The sequence below is a fragment of the Bradyrhizobium sp. McL0616 genome, assembly GCF_049993385.1.
GTDB lineage: Bacteria > Pseudomonadota > Alphaproteobacteria > Rhizobiales > Xanthobacteraceae > Bradyrhizobium.
Genome location: NZ_CP188255.1, coordinates 7,664,162 through 7,686,386, shown reverse-complemented (window position 1 = coordinate 7,686,386; position 22,225 = coordinate 7,664,162). Strand labels below are relative to the sequence as shown.

The following is a 22,225-nucleotide window of genomic DNA, read 5'->3' as shown; positions in this document are numbered from 1 at the left end:
CGCCGGGCGAACCATGCAGGCTACGCTGCTGCGCAGTGATCCGGGCACTCGCGCATTCCTGCCATCGACGTTTGGCGGTGGTTCCACCGCCGCCTGCATCGTAATTAGCGGATGCGGCGGTTCGCCGCGCCTGCCGGGATGCTCCATTGAACAAGCCAGTCGTCGTATCTGCGGAAACGCTGACCGAGCCGGTCGTCGTCAGCGACGTTGCACCGTCCGTCGCCAATGTGGCTGCCACGGCCGCGGCAGGGCCGGCCTATGTCGTGCTTGCCGGCATCAGCTTCTCGCACTTCCTCAACGACACCATGCAGTCGCTGATCGCCTCGGTGTATCCGATCCTGAAGGATACCTACGCGCTCGACTTCGCGCAGATCGGCATGATCACGCTGGCCTTCCAGTTCACGGCCTCGCTGCTTCAGCCGGTGGTCGGCCACTACACCGACAAGAAGGCGCAGCCTTTTTCGCTCTCGATCGGCATGGCCTCGACCTTCTTCGGCCTGCTGCTGCTCAGCGCCGCGCACCAGTATCTCGTCATCCTGATCGCCGCAGCCCTGGTCGGTCTCGGCTCGGCGGTGTTTCATCCCGAATCCGCGCGCATCGCGCGGCTCGCTTCCGGCGGCCGTTACGGTTTCGCGCAATCGGTGTTCCAGCTCGGCGGCAGTTTTGGCACCTCGATGGGGCCGATATTGGCCGCGCTGATCGTCGTGCCGTTTGGGCAGGGCAGCATCGCCTGGTTCTCCTCGATAGCGTTCCTGGCCATCGTCATCCTGTGGCGCATCGGCCGCTGGTACGAGCCGCAGATCAAGGCAAAGAAGACGGCGGTGGCCCAAGCCCATCCGGACGCGCCGAGTTCGCGCCGCGTCAAAATTGCGCTTCTGGTGCTCGTGGCGCTGCTGTTCTCGAAGCAGCTCTACGTCTCGAGCCTGTCGAGCTACTACATCTTCTATCTGATCGACCGTTTCGGTGTGTCGACGCAGGCCGCGCAAATCTATCTCTTCATCTTCTTGGCGGCGAACGCGGTCGGCGCGTTCTTCGGCGGCCCCTTGGGCGATCGCTTCGGCCGCAAGATCGTGATCTGGATCTCGATCGTGGGCGCGCTGCCGTTCACGCTGGCGCTGCCCCATGTCGGCCTCTACGCCAGCGCGGTGCTGTCAGTCATCATCGGCCTGATCATCTCCTCGACGACGTCGTCGATCATCGTGTTCGCGCAGGAACTGGTGCCACATCGCTTCGGCATGATCTCCGGTGTGTTCTTCGGCGTTGCCTTCGGCATCGGCGGCTTAGGTGCCGCCGTGCTCGGCAAGCTCGCCGATCACACCTCGATCGAGTTCGTCTATCAGGTCTGCGCCTATCTGCCGGCGATCGGCCTGCTTGCCGTGTTCCTGCCGAAGCTGCCGCGGCACGTACGTTAACAAATCCTGTTTCGCCGCAACGCGGCTTCATCAATCGTTAGCAAATGCGGAGCGCGGGCGCCGCATTTTTGCAACGCTTCTGTCGCATCCGCGTGTGCAGTCAGAAAAAATCAACCTTAAAAATTAGGGTTAAGTGGCGCTTAAACATTTGGTGCGATCGTCCGGCCTGTGAGTTTCCAGAAAGTGAGGCGCCCGTATTGCCTCACCGGCCAAAAGGACGAAGCCAATGCGTAGCGTGAAGTCTCTCCTTGCCGCGGGTGCGGCATCACTGATCTCGTCGATGGCGTTCGCCGCCGATATGCCGATCGCGGCTCCGCCCCCCATGTACGCGCCGGTCGCCCCGCCCTCCGATTTCGGCGGCTGGTATCTGCGCGGCGACGTCGGCATGACCAACCAGAGCGCCAAGAGCATCGACAGCGCCGCTGCCCAGAACCCGAATCTCAGCGTGGGCACCTTTGGTCTTGGTTTTGACAGTTCGCCGCTCTTCGATCTCGGCGCCGGCTACCGCTTCAACAACTGGTTCCGCGCCGACGTCATCGGCCAGTATCGCGGAAGGGCCAATCTCCATGGCGCCAACAACGTCATTGCGCCTGGCTTCGCCGGATCCGACAGTTATAGCGGCAGCAAATCGGAGTTCGTCGTCATGGCGAACGCGTATGTTGACCTTGGAACGTGGTGGTGCATCACGCCATTCATCGGTGCCGGTGTCGGCGGCTCATACAACAAAATCAGCGGTTTCCGTGACGATGGCTTCCAATACATTGCGGCAAACACTCCGCAGTTGACCAGCAGCTCGACGTATTTTGCCGACAATGGCAAGTGGAACCTGGCATGGGCCGCCCATGCCGGTCTCGCCTACAAGGTTAATCCCGGGTTCACCGTCGAACTGGCCTACAGCTACATGGATCTCGGCGACGCTGCGCCCGGCAATTTCCGCGCGTTCGATGGCAGCATCTCCGGTCCCACGACCATCAAGGTCAAGAGCATCACCTCGAACGACGTCAAGCTCGGCGTGCGCTGGGAGCTCAACAGCCCGCCGGTCTACGCGCCGGCGCCGCTCATCACCAAGGGCTGATCGTCAGCCTCATCGCTTAATGTGTCTTAACGGCGCGGGATCATCCCGCGCCGTTTTGCTTTGCGCATTTTTCATGGCTTTACAGCGACGAAAGCGTCCAACGCAACCATTGGTTAAGGTTAACGAGCCATGATCACGAGCGAAAGTTCGAGTTCGATGGAGCGTTGCAATGCGTAGGCTGATGTTGGCAGCGGCGATGTTGGGGACGGTGTCTGCCGCGCAAGCGGCCGATATGCCCGACCTGCCCATCCTGCGCGGCGGCTTCACCGACGGCCTGTCGAAGACGAGCCACAATTGGGATGGCGCTTATTTCGGTGCCCACGCCGGCTACACGACCGACGCGAGCGACTTCAGCCAGAGTGTGGTCGGCCTGACCAATTTCATCTTCCGCGACAGCGTGCTGCAGCAGCCGACCGCGTCGTGGTCGCTCCTGAACAAGACCAACACGCAAGGCACGAATATCGGCGGCTTCGTCGGCCGCAACTGGCAATGGTACGATGCCATTCTCGGTCTCGAAGGCACCTACAGCTACTTCGGCAACCTCTCGACGTCGACGTCGGGTAGCAACTCGCTCACGATCGTCAACCCGCCCGGCGACACGCACGCCGCGAACATCACCGACAATTACGACGTGACGTTGACCGGCACCGCCGCGGCGAAGGTCAAGGACATGATCACGCTCCGCGGTCGCGTCGGTTGGGACGGCGGCGATTTCATGCCCTATGCCTTCGCCGGCGCTGCCGTGGGCCGAATGGACGTCTCGCGCTCGGTGACGAGCAATGTGGATGTGCGCCAGGATGTGACGAATTCGGTAGTTAACGGCCTCGGCGTCGTGGTGACGACGACCACACTCGGAGCGCCGCAAGCCGTTCCGGCGCAGTCGCAGACGCAGATCCAGCGCAGGACCAACGCGTTCGCAGTGGGTTGGACCGCCGGCCTCGGCCTCGAATACTGCATTTGGGACGGGCTGTTCGCGCGCGTCGAATATGAGTATGTGAGATTCTCTCCCGTCATGAACACCTCGGTGACGCTGAACAATGCGCGCCTCGGGCTCGGCTACAAGTTCTGACGCCGCTTCACCGCGCCGCGGTTGACAGCTTGCTTTCGTCCTGATGCTCTGTCGCGCGAAAGCGGGGCGGCAGCGATGCAGATCTACGGCGATAGCAATTCCGGCAATTGTCTGAAGGTGAAGTGGGTCTGCGACAGGCTCGCGCTGCCCTATCGCTGGATCGAGACCGATACGCGCAAGGGCGAGACGCACACGCCGCATTTCCTGAAGATGAACGGCGCCGGCCAGGTGCCGACCGTCGCATTCGACGACGGCCGCACGCTGGCGCAGTCCAACGCCATCATCCGGTATCTCGCCCGTGACAGCGCACTGATTCCGCGCGACGCCTTTGCTGCTGCCAAGATGGACGAATGGCTGTTCTGGGAACAATACAGCCACGAGCCCTATATCGCGGTGTGCCGCTTCCAGCTGGTCTATCTCGGCAAGGAGGTATCCGAACTCGATCCCGAGAAGGTCAAGCGCGGCTATGCGGCGCTCGACCGCATGGAGGCGCATCTCGCCGCCAGCCGCTTCTTCGCGGGTGAGGCGGTGTCGCTCGCCGACGTCTCGCTGCTCGCCTATACCCGCCTCGCGCATGAAGGCGGCTTCGATCTTGGCCGCTACGCCGCCCTCCGCCGCTGGATCACTGAGGCTGAGGCTGATCTCGACCTTCCGCCCGCGCGTTGAATCTGGAGTTTCTTGCATGTACGACAAGTCCGTCACCATCCGCCCGGCGCGTCGCGAGGATGTCGCCGCGATCGTCGCGATGCTCGCCGACGATCATCTGGGGCGCGCTCGCGAGCGGGTCGAGGATCCGCTGCCTGCGGTCTACTACGCGGCGTTCGAGCGCGTCGAGCGCGATCAGAACCTTACGCTCGTGGTCGCCGAGAGCGAAGGCAGGGTGGTCGGCTGCCTGCAACTCGCGGTGCTGCCGGGCATCAGTTCGCAAGGCGGCATCCGCGGTCTGCTCGAGGATGTCCGCGTTGCCGCTGATTGCCGCAGCCGCGGCATCGGCGAACAATTGGTGCAATGGGCGATGACCGAGGCAAAAGCGCGCGGCTGCAATCTGGTCGAATTGCTGACGCATCAGAGCCGCGTCGACGCGCAGCGCTTCTACAAGCGTCTCGGATTTTCATTGAGCCACGCCGGCATGACTGTCCGCTTTTGAAGCAAGCGCTCGGAGCCGTTGCGTCGTCAGCAAAATCGGGATGCGCATTCGTTGGCATTAAGAGCTGATAAACTACCCAGTGGTCGTTCACGTTGATCCGGGAACGAAGGGTGCTACGGGACCTTCAGACACCGGGCTCGGTCGGTTCGGGGATTTTCATGACAAGCTATTCAATGATCAAGGTCGGCAACGACTACGTTGTGCAGGCCAATGACAAATGCATTTTGAAGGTCGGCAGCCGCCGCCGCGCCGCGCAATTGATCAGCGATGCCACGGACTTGCTGAACGCGCTTGCCGTGGTCGAATCCCCGGACATCGCGCCGGAGGCGCCATCACTCGCGCGTGAGGTGCCGGAACTTCCTTGACGACTCTTCCCGTTTCCCGTATCTGCCGCGGCGGGACACCTCCCCCCAACGGGAGGCTCACTATCTGGAAGGGTAGACTATGACTGTAGCGAAGCCCGCTTCGCGGCCGAACGTGCCGCACTTCTCCTCCGGCCCCTGTGCCAAGCGGCCCGGCTGGAACGCCCAAAATCTCAAGGACGCAGCGCTCGGCCGTTCGCATCGCGCGAAGGTCGGCAAGACCAAGCTCAAGCTCGCGATCGATTTGACGCGCGAAGTGCTTGAAGTGCCCGCCGATTATCGCATCGGCATCGTGCCGGCGTCCGATACCGGCGCGGTCGAGATGGCACTGTGGTCGCTGCTCGGAGCAAAGCCCGTCACCACGCTCGCCTGGGAATCCTTCGGCGAGGGCTGGGTCAGCGACATCGTCAAGGAATTGAAGCTCAAGGACGTCACCAAGCTCAACGCGGCCTATGGTGAAATCCCCGATCTCTCCAAGGTCGACCCCAAGAGCGACGTCGTCTTCACCTGGAACGGCACCACCTCCGGCGTGCGCGTGCCGAACGCTGATTGGATCAGCGCGAGCCGCGAAGGCCTGACCATTTGCGACGCCACCTCGGCGGCGTTCGCGCAAGCCCTCGACTGGGCCAAGCTCGATGTCGTCACCTTCTCCTGGCAGAAGGCGCTCGGCGGCGAAGCCGCGCACGGCATGCTGATCCTGTCGCCCCGCGCGGTGGAGCGGCTCGAGACCTACAAGCCGGCCTGGCCGCTGCCGAAGATCTTCCGCATGACCAAGGGCGGCAAGATCAACGAAGGCATCTTCGTCGGCGAGACCATCAACACGCCGTCGATGCTCTGCGTCGAGGATTATCTCGACGCGCTGAACTGGGCCAAGTCGATCGGCGGCCTGAAGGCGCTGATCGGGCGCGCCGACGCCAACACCAAGGTGCTTGCCGACTGGAAGGCGAAGACGCCGTGGATCGACTTCCTGGCGAAGGATGCTTCGATCCGCTCCAACACTTCGGTGTGCCTCAAGTTCACCGACCCCGCGCTCACCTCGCTCTCCGAGGACGCGCAAGCCGAGTTCAGCAAGAAGCTGGTCGCGCTGGTCGAGAAGGAAGGCGCTGGCTACGACTTCGCCTATTACCGCGATGCGCCGGCCGGCCTGCGCATCTGGTGCGGTGCGACTGTCGAAGCCAAAGACGTCGAGCTTTTGACCCAGTGGATCGACTGGGCCTTTGCCGAGACCAAGGCTGCTCTGCCCAAGGCGGCGTGATTTTCTGACCCTCCCCTGGAGGGGGAGGGTCGACACACCGCGAGGTGCGTCGGGGTGGGGTGATCTCTCCACGCGGCGCACCATCGAAGTTCACATCGACAGTTTCATCCCATCCAGGCGCTGGAGCGCCAATCCTCCCGTTAGGGAGGGCGAAGGAAACATCCCGATGACCAAACCCAAAGTTCTCATTTCCGACGCGCTGTCTCCGGCCGCCGTGCAGATCTTCAAGGATCGCGGCATCGAGGTCGACTTCCAGCCCAATCTCGGCAAGGACAAGGACAAGCTCGCCGAGATCATCGGCAATTACGACGGGCTTGCGATCCGCTCCGCGACGAAAGCGACCGCCAAGATCCTGGAGAAGGCCACCAACCTCAAGGTGATCGGCCGTGCCGGCATCGGCGTCGACAACGTCGAGATCCCCGCGGCGACGGCGAAGGGCATCATCGTGATGAACACGCCGTTCGGCAATTCGATCACGACCGCCGAGCACGCCATCACCCTGATGCTGGCGCTGGCGCGCGAGATCCCGCAGGCCGACGCCTCGACCCAGGCCGGCAAGTGGGAGAAGAACCGTTTCATGGGCGTCGAGATCACCGGCAAGGTGCTCGGCGTCGTCGGCTGCGGCAATATCGGCTCGATCGTCGCCGACCGCGCGCTCGGCCTGCGCATGAAGGTGGTCGCGTTCGATCCGTTCCTGTCGCCGGAGCGCGCCAGGGACATCGGCGTCGAGAAGGTCGACCTCGATGACCTGCTCAAGCGCGCCGACTTCATCACGCTGCACACCCCGCTGACCGAGAAGACCAGGAACATCATCGACGCCGCCGCGATCGCCAAGACGAAGAAGGGCGTTCGCCTCATCAATTGCGCCCGCGGCGGACTGGTCGACGAGCAGGCCGTGGTCGATGCGCTCAATTCCAAGCACATCGCCGGTGCCGCCTTCGACGTCTTCGTCGAGGAGCCCGCCAATGCGAACGTGCTGTTCGGCCATCCTAACGTGATCTGCACGCCGCATCTCGGGGCGTCCACCACCGAAGCGCAGGAGAACGTCGCGCTCCAGGTCGCCGAGCAGATGTCGGATTATCTGCTCACCGGCGCGATCTCGAACGCCGTCAACTTCCCCTCGATCACAGCGGAAGAAGCGCCGAAGCTGAAGCCGTTCATCGCGCTCGCCGAGAAGCTCGGCTCGTTCGCCGGCCAGCTCACCGAAAGCGGCATCCTCAAGGTGCAGATCACCTATGAGGGTCACGTCGCCGAGATGAAGATCAAGGCGATCACGTCAGCGGTATTGTCCGGCTTGCTGCGGCCGATGCTAGGGGAGGTCAATGTCGTCTCCGCGCCGGTCGTCGCCAAGGAGCGCGGCATGGTGGTCGACGAGATCGTGCGCGCCGCCCAGAGCGACTATGAGAGCCTGATCACCGTGACCGTCACCACCGAGCGGCAGGAGCGCTCGGTCTCGGGCACGGTCTATGCCGACGGCAAGCCGCGCCTCGTCGACATCAAGGGCATCCGCGTCGACGCCGAATTTGGCAAGTCGATGATCTACGTCACCAACGAGGACAAGCCGGGCTTCATCGGCAAGTTCGCGAGCCTGCTCGGCGATGCCAAGATCAACATCGCGACCTTCCATCTCGGACGCGTTGCGCCCGGCAGCGATGCCATCGCACTGATCGAGGTCGACGGCGCTGTGCCGGCCGATCTGCTCGCCAAGGTGCAGGCGCTGCCGCAGGTCAAGCAGGTCAAGGCGCTGAAGTTCTGAGACCCGAGCCATTCCGCGGTGCGCGCACCACGGAATGACGAGTATCATATATTCCGACCTGCGGAACAACGCCGCCCCCGCGTCTCGCGAGGGCGGCGTTTTTGTTGATGCAGCGCCGCGCTTTAAGTCTCCCGCGGCCGCCAAACTTTGTGTACCAATGGCGGCAAGACGCTCCGTACCAATCGTTTGAAAAAGGGAGAAAACAATGCGTGAAGCCGTCATCGTTTCCTATGCGCGCACGGGTCTGGCGAAGTCCGGCCGCGGCGGGTTCAACATCACGCCGCCGATGTCGCTCGCGGCCCACGCCATCCACCACGCGGTCGACCGCGCCGGCGTCGAGAAGGATTATGTCGAGGACTGCTATCTCGGCAATTGCGCCCATGGCGCGCCGAACATCGGCCGCCAGGCGGCGCTGCTCGCAGGCTTGCCGAAGAGCACGGGCGGCGTGTCGGTGAACCGGTTCTGCTCCTCGGGCCTCCAGACCATCGCGATGGCCGCGAACTCCATTCGTTCCGACGGATCTGACTGCATCGTCGCGGGCGGCGTCGAGAGCATCTCGATTCCGGGCGGCGGCTCGCCGAAGGAATGGGTCGATCCGGACCTGCTCAAGACCGCGCCTGCCATCTTCATGGCGATGATCGACACCGCCGACATCGTCGCCGAGCGCTACAAGCTCAGCCGCGAATACCAGGACGAATATTCGCTGGAGTCGCAGCGCCGCATGGCCGCAGCCCAGCAGGCGGGCAAGTTCAAGGACGAGATCGTCCCGATGAAGAGCAGGATGAAGGTGGTCGACAAGGCGACCAAGGCCGAGTCGATCGTCGACTACGTCGTCGACCGTGACGAGTGCAACCGCCCCGAGACGACGCTCGAAGGCCTCGCCAAGCTCGAGCCGGTGAAGGGCCCGGGCAAGTATGTCACCGCCGGCAATGCCAGCCAATTGTCGGACGGCGCCGCCGCCGTGGTGCTGATGGAAGCCAAGGATGCCGAGAAGCGCGGCCTCAATCCGATGGGCCGCTTCGTTGCCTGGGCTGCCGCAGGCTGCGAGCCGGACGAGATGGGCATCGGTCCCATCTTTGCCGTGCCGAAGCTGCTCAAGCGTCACGGCCTGAAGATCGACGACATCGATCTCTGGGAGCTCAACGAGGCCTTCGCCAGCCAGTGCCTCTATTCGCGCGACAAGCTCGGCATCGATCCCGACAAGTACAACGTCAATGGTGGCTCGATCGCGATCGGCCATCCCTTCGGCATGACCGGCGCGCGTCTCACCGGCCATCTGCTGCAGGAAGGCAAGCGCCGCAAGGCCAAGTGGGGCGTCGTGACCATGTGCATCGGCGGCGGCCAGGGCGGCGCCGGCCTGTTCGAGATCTACAGCTGAGGCGATCGCGTCACTGAATGCGAAAGGGCACGGCGCAAGCCGTGCCCTTTTCGTTTGAGCTGTATCCACATCGTCATTGCGAGCGGAGCGAAGCAATCCAGAGTCTCGCCGCGGAGGCAGTCTGGATTGCTTCGCTTCGCTCGCAGTGACGGAGCGCGCCCTTACGCCCTTGCCACCACCGCCGCGAACACCACTTCGATCAGCGTGCCGGAATTGGCCGCGCTCTTGATGTTGAACTGGGCGCGGTTGGCTTCGACCAGCGCCTTGGTCAGCGACAGGCTGAGCGCCGAATTGTCTGACGCGTCGCCCGGCGGCGGGGTGCGGAACGGCTCCATGGCGGCCGCGACTTCCTGTTCGCTGAGGCCATGGCCGGTGTCGCGGATACGCAGGCACACCTCGCCGCGGTCGTTGAGCGCGGTCGAGACAATGACCTGGCCGCCGGCACTCGCGAGCCGGATCGAGTTGGAGATCAGGTTCATGCTGACCTGCCGCAGCGCGCGCGTATCCGCCGTGACCTGCGGCAGCGCATGCCCAAGCGAGGTGCGGATGATGATGCGCTCGCGGTTGGCCTGCGGCTGCATCACCACGACGCAGGCTTCGACGAGGTCGTTGAGGTTGAGATTGGCGAAGGTGAGGTCGAGCTTGCCGGTCTCGATCCGTGACAGCTCCAGGAGATCGTCGATGATGGTGATCACGCGCTCGCCGGAGGCGCGGATGTCCTTCATGTACTCGCCATAGCGCTCGTTGCCGAGCGTGCCGAAGCGCTCCGAGATCATCACCTCGGCAAAGCCGATGATGGCATTGAGCGGCGTGCGAATCTCGTGGCTGATCCGCGCCAGCATGTCGGCCTTGGCATTCGCCGCGCCGTCGACGAGACGGCGGGCTTTCGTCAGCTCGCTCTCGCCCTGCTTGCTCTGCGACAGGTCGCGGAACACGGCGAAGAAGTTCGGGCCGCCGGGCCTGGTGCGACCCATGATCATGGCGAGCGGCAGCGCGCCGCCGTTCTTCTCGCGGCCCAGCACCTCGCGGCCATGGTCGAGCAGGCTCGCGATGTCCTGGCTCTTGACGCTTTCGAGATAGTTGGCGACGACATGCTGGCTCTCGGGCACAAACAGCGTCGCCAAATTCTGCTGCATCAGCGTCTCGCCGTCATAGCCGAACAGCGCCTCGGCGCTGCGGTTGCAGGCGTGGATGTTGCCTTCGGCATCGAACATCACGATGCCCTCGGCCGTGGTGTCGAGGATCGCGGCGAGATCCTCCGCGTCCGCATCGCCCACCTCGGGCTCGAGCTCGGGCGCGTAGGGGAAGGATTCGGCAACAACAGTCTCGGCGACGGGCTCTGCGACAACAGGCGGCGCGGCGATCGGCGGCGCAGCGATGACAGCAGTCACTTGCGGCAGCGCGCAGATCAGCGCATGCGCGCCGTGGCCGTCCCAGTCGATGGTGTGCAGATGCGCTTCAGTCGTCGCAAGCGGCTGCTCGCCATTGGCTGATGTCGCGCTGATCGTCACCGGCGTGCCGGCCTGCGACGTGCTGCTGGCCGCGGATACGCCGAGCTCGACATAGAGCGCGTCGAGCCCGCCGGCATCTTCGAGCGCGCTCACGCTGGCATAACCCATGCGCGCGAGGAAGGCGGGGTTGGCGTAGAGCAGGCGGTCGAGGCGATAGATCAAGATGCCCGTCGGCAAAAGGTCGAGCAGCGTGCGGTCGCGTGCACTGTCGCCGCGTGCCGGCGGCACGGGCTCGGTCAGCCATTCGGCCGCAGCCGACGGCGCTTCAGGCTCGAGCAGCGGCTCGTGCGTGGTCTCCGCGTCCGGCGGATCAGACGTCACGGAACCGATCGTCTCGCGCTCGCGTTCGAGCCGCTCGGACAATTGCCGCGCCAGCTCGTTGAACGCGCTGTTCTCGACCGGCGTCAGCGTCGGCGCTCTGGCATCGCCGGGCGGACGGAACGGGACGACATTGGGAGGCGTTTCCACGGATGTTTCCAGATCGGTTTGCTGTGAATTCGCTTCGGTGAAGGGTTTTGGCAGTTCAGGTTCAGGCTCGATTGTCGGCGGAGGCGGCTCGATCAGCGGAGGCGGTGCCTCCGGCTCCGGCTCCGGTTCGACCACATCGGCCGAGAGGCTCTGCCGCGTCGGCGGCGCGGCCAGCAGCTCGTAGCGGCGGAGCGCATCGAGCCGGTTGAGGCCGTCGAGATCGCGGCAGACGCCAAAGCCCTTGAAGCCCGCGAAATTGCGCTCGCGGTCATAGACGGGAAGGCCCGCAAGCTCGACCGGAAAATGCTCGCCGCCATCGGCTGGCCAGTTCACGGTGATGCCGGCCCAGGTGTCGTGGCTGGCGAGCGCCTGCGCCACGCGCCCGTCCGGATCGAGCGCAAATTCGTCGGCGATCTCGCGCCAGGGCCGGCCGAAGCCGGCAGCCGTGTGCGCGCCGATCAAATGGATGAACTCGCCGGTTGCGAGCACAAAGCGGCCCTGTGCATCCACCTGCCACAGGAAGCGCAGCGGATGCTGGCGCGGTTGATCCGCGTGTTCAGACCGCGGCTCCGCGTGTCCATGCGGCGGCTCGACCATGCCGGCCCTGATCGGCGCGGCTTGCGGCGGCACGATGGCTGCGAGCGGGTTTTCAACCGGAGTTTTGGCCGGAGCATCGCTCGCCGCTTCGAAATTGTCTTGGACGTTGTTTGGGACGTTGTTTTGAACGTTGTCTTGAACCGGTTCTTGAACCGGTGCTGCCTCCGCCGCCGTCTCTTCTGCGGCCGGCTCGGGCGCGTGCGTGACGATCTCCGCTGGCACCGGCGTTTCGACCGGCTCGGCGAAGGCGTCGAACAGCGCGATTCCGCTCGGAGCTTCGGTCGATGGCGGCTGCTCGCTCAGTGTCTCGACGGCCTGTTGCACGGGCTGAACCGGTGCTTCGGGCGCGGCGTCCGGCGTGCTCTCGGCCACGACCGCGTCAGGCCCCGCCTGCGCGATGATGGGTTCGATCAGCGCGACAAGACCGATGTCGCTGCCGACCCCGACCCGTTGCAGCACCATGTTGCCGATGCCGATCGGCATCACGACGCGGCCGTGGGCAAGCGCATCGCTGCGCGCCTGCTCGAGGCCGGCCTCGCCAAGATCGCGAAAGCCGAGCAGGGGACGGGCGGCCTCGCTCGCGCCGATGAACATGCCGTCGGGCGCGAACGCCGCCATCGGCACCTCTGCGCCGTCGACCAGGCGATGCAGGCGCTCGACCAGCGGCATGGTGCGCCCCGTGGCGTCCATCGCGGTGACGAGCACGGCGTTTCCGCCGTCGGCAAATTCGAGCCGCGCGCAGGCGCACGTCATGAGCGTGCCGAACGCCGCGCCGAAGCCGCGCAGCCGCTCCAGCCTGACCGCGCCGCCCGCGGGCAGCCGGCGGGCAAGCTGGGTGATCTGGCGGCGATGGCTGTCGGCCGGTCCGAAAATCTTTTGCGCGAGGGCGGCGGCATTGGCCGCGCCGAAAAATCTTGCGCCGACCGCATTGGCCCACAGCACGCGCGTGCCGTCGAGCGACCAGAGCCACGCGGGCAGCGGAGAGGTCGCATGCACGGCCAGCCGCGGATCGCCCACGCCTCGCAACTGGAAATCCGAACTACTCATCCAACCGGCTTGCTTGAACTGTCATGCGTCTGGTGCGGCGGCTGCCGGGAATGGCAGCCTTAAGAAAGGGTTAGTATCGCGCGCGGGCGCGGGCAGGTCCACGGCCCCAGCCTACGGGACAAGGCCTAAAGCCGCGATAACCTTAATCCGGCCGGCCCCGCAAGCCGCACCGCGGGGACATCCACGTCATTCCGGAGCGCGACGAAGTCGCGGGTCCGGAATCCATTCATCCACTGACTCTGTCGCTCGATGGATTCCGGGCTCCCTCGCTCCGCGGGGGCCCCGGAATGACGGAAGAGGCGTTATCGCGCCGCACCTGACTACCTCAACCCCCGGTTCCCCCGCTGCGGAACCTCACCCTCTCCGGGATTAAATTTCGCGCCGCACCCCGCGATCACATTGCGTTGCACAATATTGACATGTTACGCAGCAATACTACCGGGCGTTGGACGAGCCATCGTTTGTTTCGCGTATCCAGTCTTCGTACCCGCTGAATTGAGGCCCAGATTGGGGCCCGGCGGGCGCGCCAGAAGGCTCACTCCATTTTCCAAATACCGTGAGGGACAACCATGACAGGTGCGACTGATCCATTCTCTGCCTCCGTTATTCCGTTCGAGGTTCCGGAGCAGGTGCGTGCGCTCGCCGAAAAGGGCGTTTCGCAGGCCCGCGAGGGCTATGCCAAGTTCAAGGACGCGGCCGAAAGCCATAACGGCACCATCGAGGCTGTGTTCACCTCCGCCCACAAGGGCGCGAGCGAGTACACCGCCAAGCTGATGGAGTTCATGAAGGCCAACACCCAGGCCCATCTGGACTTCACCCAGGAGCTGTTCAGCGTGAAGTCGCCGACGGATGCGTTTTCGCTGTGGACCGCCCATTCCAAGCAGCAGCTCGAGACCTTCCAGGCCCAGGCCAAGGAGCTCGCCGAGATCACCCAGCGGGCCGCCAGCGCGGCCGCCGAGCCGATCAAGGCCTCCGCTGCCAAGCTCTACCCCGCCGCCTGAGCGGATTGGGCTTGAATTGATTAAGAAACCCGGGCCGTGAGGCCCGGGTTTGGTTCTGCAAATAACGTTGCTTAGAGCGGCAATTATCGGGTTTTGCGGCCTTGCCAAAAACGGCCGTTGCACCTAGTTTCCGCCCCGTCCAGCCCCCCTCGGTATCGGCCCTATCAAGGGCGCCCCCAGAGGCGGCTCGCAAGGATGCAGTTGTAGCTCAGTTGGTTAGAGCGCCTGTCTGTGGAACAGGAGGTCGGTGGTTCGAGCCCACCCAACTGTACCAGCACAGTTGAACTGCCCCGCATCTCTACATCTTACTGATAGACCTGACGTATTTGCGCCACCCGGCGGGTCGTCCCGACCCAACCAAGTGTGGGCCGCGGGCACAACAACGTTGATTTGCATCAAGGGCGTGACAGAGACAACGTCGATAACGGCAACGAGCCGCGAACGGTGCGGTGGCGCATTCGCATCCTCAATCAGCGGGGATCATCATGCCGTACTCCCGGCCTAACGATCCAAGTCGTCGCCTTGTTCTCAGCGCGCTTGCGGCGCTGCCAGCATTCTCCGTGCCGCTCGTTGCCAATGCGCAGGCGCAAACAACAACCGCGCAAGCACCCGTTCCTACCGGGGGCGGCTTTTCGTTCGCTGCGGTCGGCGATACCCGACCGATGATGTACCTACCGTTGAAAGAGGGACAACCGGACCTCAGCAAGTTCTTCGTCGAGATGTTCGGGTTGGTCATGCCGGAAAAGGTCGCCGAGGCCGTCGTGGCGAAGGATGTGAAGATGATCTTCGATCCGGTCACGAAGGACCTGATCAAGGTCGTCATGCCGTTTGCATCCAAGACGGAAGTGATGACCCTGACGGTAGATAAAGGTTGGGTCACTGAGGCATCCGTTGAAGACTTGAAACTGCTTCCTGGAGTGCATCGAACGATGTTTCGGCTTCAGGGCGGCGAATGGGTCACCCGTGAAATCGTGAAGGACGTTCAATCCGGTCGCGCCAAATTCGTGGTCAACAGCGGTGACGCCGTCTGGTGGGGCAATCAGGGCTTGACTGTCAGTGACAGCCCATACTGGAAGCGCGTGAACGATACGATGTTGAAGAAGCTACCCGCGCCGGATGACGAGATGCGCGCAGCCGGTCTGGATGGCCGTTTTTTCATGAGTGTGGGCAATCATGAGGTGTGGGCCGACCCAAAGATTGACGGCGTTCTTTCGGCTGTGCCGTATCTGAAAAAATTCGGCGTCACGCCGGAAAACCTCATCTACAAATTCGACTTCAAGGGCACCCGCTTCATCTATCTCTGGAGTGGCAAGTACGATTACCGTTCGCCGTCGCTGTGGGACGCCGATCGGCCAAAATATGCCGAGCAGATGACCCAGCTTCAAAAGTGGATGGACGAGGCGAAGGCCAATGGCATTCTGAAGGCGTTTATCGTCTTCCATTATCCTGTGTTTGCGAGGTCAGGGTTAGGCCCGATCCCGGCTCCCGATAACCCGCACAAGGTGATTGCGTCGTATGCCAAGGACATGGAGGTGGTCGTATTGAACGGGCACGTCCACACCACGGAAATCTACGACGTGGATGGGGTAAAGTATCTGATGTTGGGCGGTGGTGGCGCAGAACAAGACCCGATCCTGCCAGGACGAACCAGCATCAAGGTGCCCGCTGACTATCCGCAGGACCTCTACTGGAAGGGCCAGCCTCCGCAAGAGGAGTACAACTACGTGCTGGTGGACGTTGAACCAGGCCAGAAGACGAAATTCACCCTCAATCGCTTCCGGCCGTGGTCGGCAGAGCCATTCGGGACCGAGGAACTCTTCAAGTGAGCAGGATGCCGGTGTTTACGGGAGTGAGGTTCTGGCGACAGCTATTCTGATCATTCACGGCTTGGTCGCGGTCGCACTGCTTGGCGCGATAACACACCAGACTTTAGCGGCATGGGGATCGGCGGCCGCACGACCCGGCTCGTTCTTCGGCCGCTTTCGTTCCATACCGTCGGCCTCGTTCGCCAATGCCGTGGTAGTCCTGTATGCCGTTTCCACGCTGCTGGGTGGGGTCGTTTATCTTTATTTCCGTGTGGAGGTCAGGCCTGAACTGGAGCGTGCGGGTCACTGGCATGTCCTCGGCTTCTTCGACCTCAAGGAACATTTCGCGGCAATCGGGTTGGCGTTGCTGCCCGCCTACTGGGTTTGCTGGCGACGGCCGCTTGCCAACGAACCTGCTCAGACGCGCACGGCGCTGACCTCGATGCTTGCCTTCATCATCTGGTGGGGCTTTCTGTCGGGTCACGTCGCTAACAACATCATGGGTTTCGGCTCATGACATCATCAACCCCATTCCGCCGCTTTGCATTCGCATTCGGGACCACGTTCGCGGTCCTCTACGTGGTCGCACTCGCAAAGGATCTTGCTCTTTTCACCGTTTTCCCGTCGCTCGGCATCGTGCTCGCGGGCACGCATCATTCGCGAGACGTTGCTGACCCTGCGATGGGATTTCTAGCTCCAGCGATGTACTGGTACGGGTGGGCCGCGACGGCCGCGCTCGGGGCACTGATCGTCGCCCTCGTTGCTGCGTCGTTCGCCGAACGTTTGGCGCGGTACGTTTGGTCGGGATGGGTGTGGGTAATTCCCGTCCTCTCGATGATCGCTTGCGTCTATCTCACTCTGCCTTGGTTTCGACTTTAGCTCGGTTCTCAAAATCGCGTAGTCGCGTTGTCGCCGCTTCACTCGAATACAACCCCACTGTCACTGTAATTATCGTGTCTCACTTGAGGGTGCAGTCCAGAAGACCAACTGCCAAGTCCGAGTTTGACCCATTTCGGACGGGCTTTGATCTGGATCAATGGCAACCTTTACGTTGCTGTTTTTCATTTAGGCATTTCGCACCTGAAACGATTACCTGTGAGCTTGTTCACTGGGATGAAGCAAAAGGTGGACCGCATGCACGCGATTAATCGACGTCTTTTTCTCGCCGCCGGCTCTGCCGCATTGACTTACTGCACAACGATCCCGCCAGCAGGCGCGCAATCTGTCTCGCCAACCGAAGCGCGACAGATTGCGGAGGATGCTTACGTTTATGGCTACTCGCTGATCACAACTGAAGTGACGCGGGTGCAGATGAGCAACGTTCCAAAGGTAGGCGGATTCACAAGTCCGACCGGTCAGTTCGTCAACGTTCCCCGCTACCCGCCGGCTGACTATCGCGGTGTGTCGGCGCCCAATGCCGATACGCTCTATTCGGTTGCTTGGCTCGACCTTGCCGAGCCGCAGGTGTTCAGTCACCCCGACATGGGCGATCGCTTCTATCTCTTCGAGATCACGGACCTCTGGATGTCGGATTCAGAATCATCACCGGGCAAGCGCACGACCGGCGGAAAGGCTGCCAACTACCTGTTCACCGCCCCGGGCTGGAAGGGTGACGTGCCGGCAGACATGCAGCACTTCCCTATGGCGACACGCTACATGGTCATTCTCGGCCGCACCTACGCCGACGGCAGCGAGGCCGACTACAAAGCCGTCAACGCGCTGCAGGCGCAATACAAGATCACACCGCTTTCCGCTTGGGGCAAGCCCTATGCCGCGGTAACGCCGCCTGTGAATCCCAATCCCGGGTTTAGCATGACCGACAAGCCGCAGACGGTCATTCTCGACATGGGAACGGAAGGCTACTTCAATCTCATGGCCAAGCTCATGGCTGCTGCAGCCCCAGCGGCCGCGACAGATGTGCCGATGCTCGCAAGCATGGCGAAGATCGGCATCGTGCCCGGCAAACCGTTCGAGATGAGCAAGCTCGATCCAGCCGTACAGGGAGCGCTGAAGGACGTCCCTCAGGCCGCTCTGAAAAAGATCGAAGCCAACAAGGATAACCTCGGTGCGGTGGTCAACGGCTGGTCGATTACCAAAGGTCTCGGTACCTACGGCCCCTCCGATTACATGAGACGCGCGGTGGTCGCGGCTTTCGGTTGGCCCGCCAACCAGGAGCGTGACGCCGTCTATCCGAACACCGAGAAGGATTCGACGGGACAGACGCTGAGCGGTGCAAACAAGTACACGCTGACGTTCGCAAAGGATGCGACACCGCCCGTCGATGGCTTCTGGTCGTTCACCATGTACATGATTGATCAGGGCTGGTGGTTCGTCCCCAATCCGCTCAACAAGTTCACCGTCAGCATGCGCGACAACCCGAAATTCAATCCCGACGGCTCGCTGACCCTCTACTTCCAGAACGAGTCCCCGGGCGCGGACAAGGAAGCCAACTGGCTCCCGGCGCCGAAAGGCGAATTCGTCCTGATGCTGCGCATGTATTGGCCGAAGGAAAGGCCGCCTTCGATCATCGACGGGAGCTGGAAAGTTCCGCAAGTGGTCAAGGTAAGTTCATAGCCACCACAATTGGCTCACTTCGGAAACTGACTTCGGCCCCGCTCGAAAGCGAGAGTGGGGCCGTCTCATATTTCAAACGACCGCTTCTGGGATTATCACCAGCACCAACGCTCGCCGCCCTTGGGTCATCCGTTGGCCCTCATGACGCTAGTCGAAAGCTACGCCTATCTTGAAAGCGCTTCGCCAGACCACACGGCATGGCAGCTTCAGGTTATCTTCGGGTACGATCAACGTGAACGCGGCAGGAATGGTCGCGCTCCCGTCGGAAAGCTGCAAAGCGGCACCCGTAACCGAGAGATTACGAATAATGCAGGATGTCTTGTTGCGACCATACTCAATTAGCGCCGGCTTCGAAACGCGATAGCGGGGCGCAATCCGGGTTTCGACCACGAGATCACTCCCAATTCAGTCCATGTTCATCAGTCGATTCATTGATCCAAAGCAGAGCCGCTCTGGTATCCAACCAAACCAGCCGCTCTTCTTCGGACTCGTCGTCGGAATTCATGTGCAGGACGAACTCGTTCTCGGCGACCCTGAAAAGGCTATCGCACGCCTGACATTCGGTAAGCGTTTGCACGGCGATAAACGAATATTTTCGCGTAACGACGAGGTGCATGAAAAATTGCAGATATCAGAAATGAACTTCCGTATAATCACTGGTGCAAGTTAACGCACCCTTAACGATATCCGCGATTACGGTGACAGTCTCGCGATCCGGCGGCCGCGCCTGACCCTCCACGATCAGGGACATGGCGAGTGGCATATGCCGCTCTGGCTTATTGACCGCGCGGCACTCGATACCCCGAGCTTCGCAGCTTCAGGACGTGCGAGGTTGCGAATTCAGCAGCGGATAGGCGCGCGGCCACGTACGTCTGCGAGGCGAGTAACAGGCAATCGAAAATGCAATCGTCGTCATCGCACTCGCGATTTGAAGCCAGGCACCCATCGATCTCTCTCCCTCAAGACAGCCTCGGTCAGAAGCAGCAGGGAGTCCGTTAGTTCCCTCATCCGGAAAAAAATCGACAATCCGCACGGCGGACCTTTTCCTCGCCCTAGGGGTTCTCAGCGCAGCAGGGATGAACAATGCTGACGGAGCTGAGCAATGAACGGAATTATCTATCTTGTCGGTCTCGTCGTCGTGGTTCGCGCAATTCTCTCGTTCCTGGGATTGCGTTGATCGAGCGCCGCCGACTGATCCGAATCGCAACACGCAGTGCGCGCCTGTGCCAGCACGGGCGCGACTGCCGGCATCGCCAGCAGATTGAGAGCGCGCCTCACGACCACGGTCTCGCGCGCATCAACCCTGCTCGCAAATAACTTCAAATACAGTGCGCCCCGGACGCGACGTCACGGTGATCTTGGCGTTCAGCCGTCGGACGAACGCCTTCACGACCTGCATCCCGAAGCCCTTGCTTCGATCGATGTCAAAGTCGTCCGGAAGCCCGCGCCCCTCGTCGGAGATTTGCAACCGCCATCCGCTCCCGAGCGCCTTGAAGTCAACCGCGACATTGCCGTGCTCGCCAGCCAGATACGCGTATTTGAAGCTGTTGGTGACCAGCTCTGCCACCAAAAGACCCAGCCCGCTCGCGAGGTCGGTCGGGACCACGATCGGCTCGGCCGTGAGATTGATCGCGTCGATCTGGGCTGGTGCGGTCTGTTTGAGGCTCTCGCATAATCTGCGGAGAAAGTCGCTGACGTCGACGTCTTCCATGCTGCCGGTCAGATGCAGCTGCTTGTGAATCGTGGCAATCGCGAGCACCCGGTTTCCGGCCATGTCGAGCTGGGCTTTGACATCTTCGGTTGCCGCGCTGCGGCTTTGCAGTGACAGTATCGATTGCACGAGCTGGAGTGAATTCATGAGACGATGATCGCCTTCGCGCATCAGCGTTTCTTTTTGGCGCACCATCTCTTCGGCCAGAAGCCGCGCACTGTGCTCGGCGGCAACAACCCGGCGCAACTCCAGCAGCTTCATGACCTGGTTGGCCATCAGGCGCAGAAAGGCCTTCTGGGTCTCGTCCAGATTGCGCGGCTTGTAGTCGAGGACGCAAACGGTGCCGAGCGGATAGCCTTCGGGTGTTTGCAAAAGTGCGCCGGCGTAAAAACGCAGATGCGGGTCGCCGGTCACCAGCGGATTATCCGCGAAGCGACGGTCCTGCGTCGTGTCAGGGACGATGAACAGGCCGGGCTGCAGAATGGCATGCGCGCAAATCGAGCTGTCCAACGGGGTTTCGCGAACGCCCAATCCGACCTCGGCCTTGAACCATTGGCGGCCCTGGTCGATCAGATTGATCACCGAGATCGGAGTGCCGCAGATCGCGGATGCGACCTCGACGACCTCGTCGAAGTCAGCCTCTCGAGGCGTGTCGAGAATGCCATAGGCCCGAAGGGCACCAAGGCGAAACTCTTCGGCACTGTGCAAGTCCGCTTTCAACGATAACTCTATCTTCGCTGGTTATGTCGGGTGCGCGCAGGTCACCCTTGTGGGTGCGCAGATGATTGGCGGGCGGTGACTGTCCGCATCTGTGCCGAGATCGTCATAATGTCGTCTATCGCGAACTGGAACGCCAGTCCGAAATGTCACCTTGAGGTTGGAACCAACCAGACAAGGGGACTATTCGTGCATTTCTGGGTAGGCACACCGCGCCCCGGGTTCACCAGCCGCTGATACTGAACCGCAAAGTTATACGCGTTGGCGCCGGTCGGCATCGCCGCGAACAGCACGACGACGCCGGCCGCGACCGGTGCAGGCCGAGCAGTTTTGCGAGCCCGAACGCGGCCGCCGAGATCGCCAGTGGTTTCAGCGCGCACATCACGAGGATATCGAGCTTCTCGCCCTTCGCCTCGAAGCGGAACAGATTGATACCGAGCGCGATCAGCGCGGCCGGCGATCCCGCTTGTGCGAGCATCTCGATGATCCTGTCGACGGTGGGATTGAGACCGAGCCGAGCCAAGCGCCAGGCGAGGCCGAAGCCGATTGCCAGGATGATCGTATTGCGTGACAGATCCAGAGGCACGAACACGCGATCAGAGCGCTTGTCGTACTAGAGAGAAATCTAGGGAAGGGGCGATTTTGAGAGCATGAAGGCTCCGATCAGGAAGGTGATGAGAGACCCGAAGCCCACCAAAACAGAGCCGCAATAGCTGACAATCACCATCTTCTCTGCGACCAATTCGGCAAGGCCGTTTTTATGTTCAAGCGAGTGTGGCTCGAGAAGTCGCTTCGCTTTGGAGCTGCCAAGCCACTCCCGCATCCCCGTGTTTAGCCATGCAAGGAAGCCACATAGGACTGCTAGAGTGATCCCGAGGATAAAATAGCCCGCTGATTGCGAGAGGTACTTGTTGTAGTTATGGGCATCCTTTGAAATCAAAAGGAAAGGGCCACTGTTGATGAATATAAGTGAAGCAAGTATCCATTTTGACATTTCGGCATTGTAGCTTTGAGCTGCATTTTGCCGCGATAATTCATAATTTAGACGTTCAACTGAACGGTCTGAGTCTGGTCTATCGATTTGGCTTTCGCTGGTACTCATCGATCTCCCCCAATCTTCCGTGTCATGCCAACTCGTTGATTGGCACCGGAGTGTAATCTGCTTTGCACAAACTCGCTACCGGTAGGCTTCGCGGCCCTAGCTATCGATCCGAATAGGGGACACGGGCCGGCTTTGGTATTGCCGCTCATGAGGGAAGGTTGAAAGTGACCGACGCTCGCGGTGGATAGTCACACGCGAAGCTGCTGGTTGAAGGCCCGCCTCGCCCCCGAATTACGGT

20 protein-coding genes and 1 tRNA gene are annotated in these 22,225 nt (G+C 62.0%); 16 read left to right on the top strand and 5 right to left on the bottom strand.

All coding sequences use genetic code 11. The features are described 5' to 3' along the window. Positions 1 to 146: 146 nt before the first annotated feature. The 9 genes from ACPPVR_RS37035 to ACPPVR_RS36995 all read left to right on the top strand — a co-directional run bounded on the left by ACPPVR_RS37035 (position 147) and on the right by ACPPVR_RS36995 (position 9,454). Entirely contained in the window at positions 147 to 1,412 is a 1,266-nt protein-coding gene (locus tag ACPPVR_RS37035) for an MFS transporter (RefSeq protein WP_426611428.1), read from the top strand. Between the two features lie 226 nt (positions 1,413 to 1,638). Next, on the top strand, positions 1,639 to 2,487 hold the full coding sequence (locus tag ACPPVR_RS37030; protein ID WP_426611427.1) for an outer membrane beta-barrel protein: 849 nt from the start codon (positions 1,639 to 1,641) through the stop codon (positions 2,485 to 2,487). A 169-nt stretch (positions 2,488 to 2,656) separates the two neighbouring features. Then, positions 2,657 to 3,556 carry an outer membrane protein gene (locus tag ACPPVR_RS37025; RefSeq protein WP_426611426.1) on the top strand — a complete coding sequence of 300 codons (900 nt, stop codon included), beginning with the start codon at positions 2,657 to 2,659 and terminating at the stop codon, positions 3,554 to 3,556. Positions 3,557 to 3,631: 75 nt separating this feature from the next. Further along, positions 3,632 to 4,222 (top strand): glutathione S-transferase family protein, encoded by a 591-nt coding sequence (locus ACPPVR_RS37020; RefSeq protein WP_426611425.1) that lies wholly within the window; start codon positions 3,632 to 3,634, stop codon positions 4,220 to 4,222. 16 nt (positions 4,223 to 4,238) lie between these two features. Then, on the top strand, positions 4,239 to 4,703 hold the full coding sequence (locus ACPPVR_RS37015; protein WP_426611424.1) for a GNAT family N-acetyltransferase: 465 nt from the start codon (positions 4,239 to 4,241) through the stop codon (positions 4,701 to 4,703). A 173-nt stretch (positions 4,704 to 4,876) separates the two neighbouring features. Then, positions 4,877 to 5,068: a hypothetical protein gene (locus ACPPVR_RS37010; RefSeq protein ID WP_426611423.1), complete on the top strand. Its 192-nt coding sequence runs from the start codon at positions 4,877 to 4,879 to the stop codon at positions 5,066 to 5,068. 79 nt (positions 5,069 to 5,147) lie between these two features. Beyond that, a complete protein-coding gene (locus tag ACPPVR_RS37005) occupies positions 5,148 to 6,320 on the top strand; it encodes a phosphoserine transaminase (RefSeq protein ID WP_426611422.1) in 1,173 nt (390 codons plus the stop codon). A 166-nt stretch (positions 6,321 to 6,486) separates the two neighbouring features. After that, entirely contained in the window at positions 6,487 to 8,076 is a 1,590-nt protein-coding gene (gene serA, locus ACPPVR_RS37000; RefSeq protein ID WP_426611421.1) for a phosphoglycerate dehydrogenase, read from the top strand. A 205-nt stretch (positions 8,077 to 8,281) separates the two neighbouring features. Continuing rightward, positions 8,282 to 9,454, top strand: coding sequence for a thiolase family protein (locus ACPPVR_RS36995; RefSeq protein WP_426611420.1), 1,173 nt, complete (start codon positions 8,282 to 8,284; stop codon positions 9,452 to 9,454). Between the two features lie 161 nt (positions 9,455 to 9,615). Here ACPPVR_RS36995 and ACPPVR_RS36990 read toward each other — a convergent pair whose 3' ends face one another. Beyond that, positions 9,616 to 13,077: a PAS domain-containing protein gene (locus ACPPVR_RS36990; protein WP_426611419.1), complete on the bottom strand. Its 3,462-nt coding sequence runs from the start codon at positions 13,075 to 13,077 to the stop codon at positions 9,616 to 9,618. Between the two features lie 569 nt (positions 13,078 to 13,646). On the opposite strand from ACPPVR_RS36990, the gene ACPPVR_RS36985 reads away from it, so the two are divergent. From ACPPVR_RS36985 to ACPPVR_RS36960, 6 genes are all read left to right on the top strand, one after another. Further along, positions 13,647 to 14,078, top strand: coding sequence for a phasin (locus tag ACPPVR_RS36985; protein ID WP_426611418.1), 432 nt, complete (start codon positions 13,647 to 13,649; stop codon positions 14,076 to 14,078). 197 nt (positions 14,079 to 14,275) lie between these two features. Beyond that, positions 14,276 to 14,352: transfer RNA gene (locus ACPPVR_RS36980), tRNA-His, on the top strand. Positions 14,353 to 14,563: 211 nt separating this feature from the next. Then, positions 14,564 to 15,904, top strand: a complete 1,341-nt coding sequence (locus tag ACPPVR_RS36975; RefSeq protein ID WP_426611417.1) for a metallophosphoesterase family protein — start codon at positions 14,564 to 14,566, stop codon at positions 15,902 to 15,904. A gap of 61 nt (positions 15,905 to 15,965) precedes the next feature. Continuing rightward, a complete protein-coding gene (locus ACPPVR_RS36970; protein WP_426611416.1) occupies positions 15,966 to 16,400 on the top strand; it encodes a hypothetical protein in 435 nt (144 codons plus the stop codon). Further along, positions 16,397 to 16,762 (top strand): hypothetical protein, encoded by a 366-nt coding sequence (locus ACPPVR_RS36965; RefSeq protein ID WP_426611415.1) that lies wholly within the window; start codon positions 16,397 to 16,399, stop codon positions 16,760 to 16,762. Before ACPPVR_RS36970 ends, ACPPVR_RS36965 begins: the two co-directional genes overlap by 4 nt. Positions 16,763 to 16,906: 144 nt before the next feature. After that, the gene (locus tag ACPPVR_RS36960; RefSeq protein WP_426611414.1) at positions 16,907 to 18,457 is read left to right on the top strand and encodes a DUF1254 domain-containing protein; all 1,551 of its coding nucleotides are present in this window, start codon (positions 16,907 to 16,909) and stop codon (positions 18,455 to 18,457) included. A 147-nt stretch (positions 18,458 to 18,604) separates the two neighbouring features. Here ACPPVR_RS36960 and ACPPVR_RS36955 read toward each other — a convergent pair whose 3' ends face one another. After that, positions 18,605 to 18,847, bottom strand: a complete 243-nt coding sequence (locus ACPPVR_RS36955) for a PilZ domain-containing protein (RefSeq protein WP_426611413.1) — start codon at positions 18,845 to 18,847, stop codon at positions 18,605 to 18,607. Between the two features lie 22 nt (positions 18,848 to 18,869). Between ACPPVR_RS36955 and ACPPVR_RS36950 the strand changes: the two genes are divergently transcribed. Continuing rightward, positions 18,870 to 19,127 (top strand): hypothetical protein, encoded by a 258-nt coding sequence (locus ACPPVR_RS36950; RefSeq protein ID WP_426611412.1) that lies wholly within the window; start codon positions 18,870 to 18,872, stop codon positions 19,125 to 19,127. A gap of 627 nt (positions 19,128 to 19,754) precedes the next feature. Here ACPPVR_RS36950 and ACPPVR_RS36945 read toward each other — a convergent pair. The 3 genes from ACPPVR_RS36945 to ACPPVR_RS36935 form a co-directional block, all read right to left on the bottom strand. After that, on the bottom strand, positions 19,755 to 20,876 hold the full coding sequence (locus tag ACPPVR_RS36945; protein ID WP_426616259.1) for a sensor histidine kinase: 1,122 nt from the start codon (positions 20,874 to 20,876) through the stop codon (positions 19,755 to 19,757). A gap of 232 nt (positions 20,877 to 21,108) precedes the next feature. Continuing rightward, positions 21,109 to 21,477 (bottom strand): AEC family transporter, encoded by a 369-nt coding sequence (locus tag ACPPVR_RS36940; RefSeq protein ID WP_426611411.1) that lies wholly within the window; start codon positions 21,475 to 21,477, stop codon positions 21,109 to 21,111. A 33-nt stretch (positions 21,478 to 21,510) separates the two neighbouring features. Further along, complete coding sequence (locus ACPPVR_RS36935; RefSeq protein WP_426611410.1) at positions 21,511 to 21,987, bottom strand: hypothetical protein; 477 nt, start codon at positions 21,985 to 21,987, stop codon at positions 21,511 to 21,513. Between the last annotated feature and the right edge of the window lie 238 nt (positions 21,988 to 22,225).

Excerpts from the sequence above, each read along its gene's own strand:
- ACPPVR_RS37030 (WP_426611427.1), top strand. The coding sequence starts at position 1,639 with ATGCGTAGCGTGAAGTCTCTCCTTGCCGCGGGTGCGGCATCACTGATC.
- ACPPVR_RS37025 (WP_426611426.1), top strand. The coding sequence starts at position 2,657 with ATGCGTAGGCTGATGTTGGCAGCGGCGATGTTGGGGACGGTGTCTGCC.
- ACPPVR_RS37020 (WP_426611425.1), top strand. The coding sequence starts at position 3,632 with ATGCAGATCTACGGCGATAGCAATTCCGGCAATTGTCTGAAGGTGAAG.
- ACPPVR_RS37015 (WP_426611424.1), top strand. The coding sequence starts at position 4,239 with ATGTACGACAAGTCCGTCACCATCCGCCCGGCGCGTCGCGAGGATGTC.
- ACPPVR_RS37010 (WP_426611423.1), top strand. The coding sequence starts at position 4,877 with ATGATCAAGGTCGGCAACGACTACGTTGTGCAGGCCAATGACAAATGC.
- ACPPVR_RS37005 (WP_426611422.1), top strand. The coding sequence starts at position 5,148 with ATGACTGTAGCGAAGCCCGCTTCGCGGCCGAACGTGCCGCACTTCTCC.
- serA (WP_426611421.1), top strand. The coding sequence starts at position 6,487 with ATGACCAAACCCAAAGTTCTCATTTCCGACGCGCTGTCTCCGGCCGCC.
- ACPPVR_RS36995 (WP_426611420.1), top strand. The coding sequence starts at position 8,282 with ATGCGTGAAGCCGTCATCGTTTCCTATGCGCGCACGGGTCTGGCGAAG.
- ACPPVR_RS36990 (WP_426611419.1), bottom strand. The coding sequence starts at position 13,077 with ATGAGTAGTTCGGATTTCCAGTTGCGAGGCGTGGGCGATCCGCGGCTG.
- ACPPVR_RS36985 (WP_426611418.1), top strand. The coding sequence starts at position 13,647 with ATGACAGGTGCGACTGATCCATTCTCTGCCTCCGTTATTCCGTTCGAG.
- ACPPVR_RS36975 (WP_426611417.1), top strand. The coding sequence starts at position 14,564 with ATGCCGTACTCCCGGCCTAACGATCCAAGTCGTCGCCTTGTTCTCAGC.
- ACPPVR_RS36965 (WP_426611415.1), top strand. The coding sequence starts at position 16,397 with ATGACATCATCAACCCCATTCCGCCGCTTTGCATTCGCATTCGGGACC.
- ACPPVR_RS36950 (WP_426611412.1), top strand. The coding sequence starts at position 18,870 with ATGTTCATCAGTCGATTCATTGATCCAAAGCAGAGCCGCTCTGGTATC.
- ACPPVR_RS36935 (WP_426611410.1), bottom strand. The coding sequence starts at position 21,987 with ATGAGTACCAGCGAAAGCCAAATCGATAGACCAGACTCAGACCGTTCA.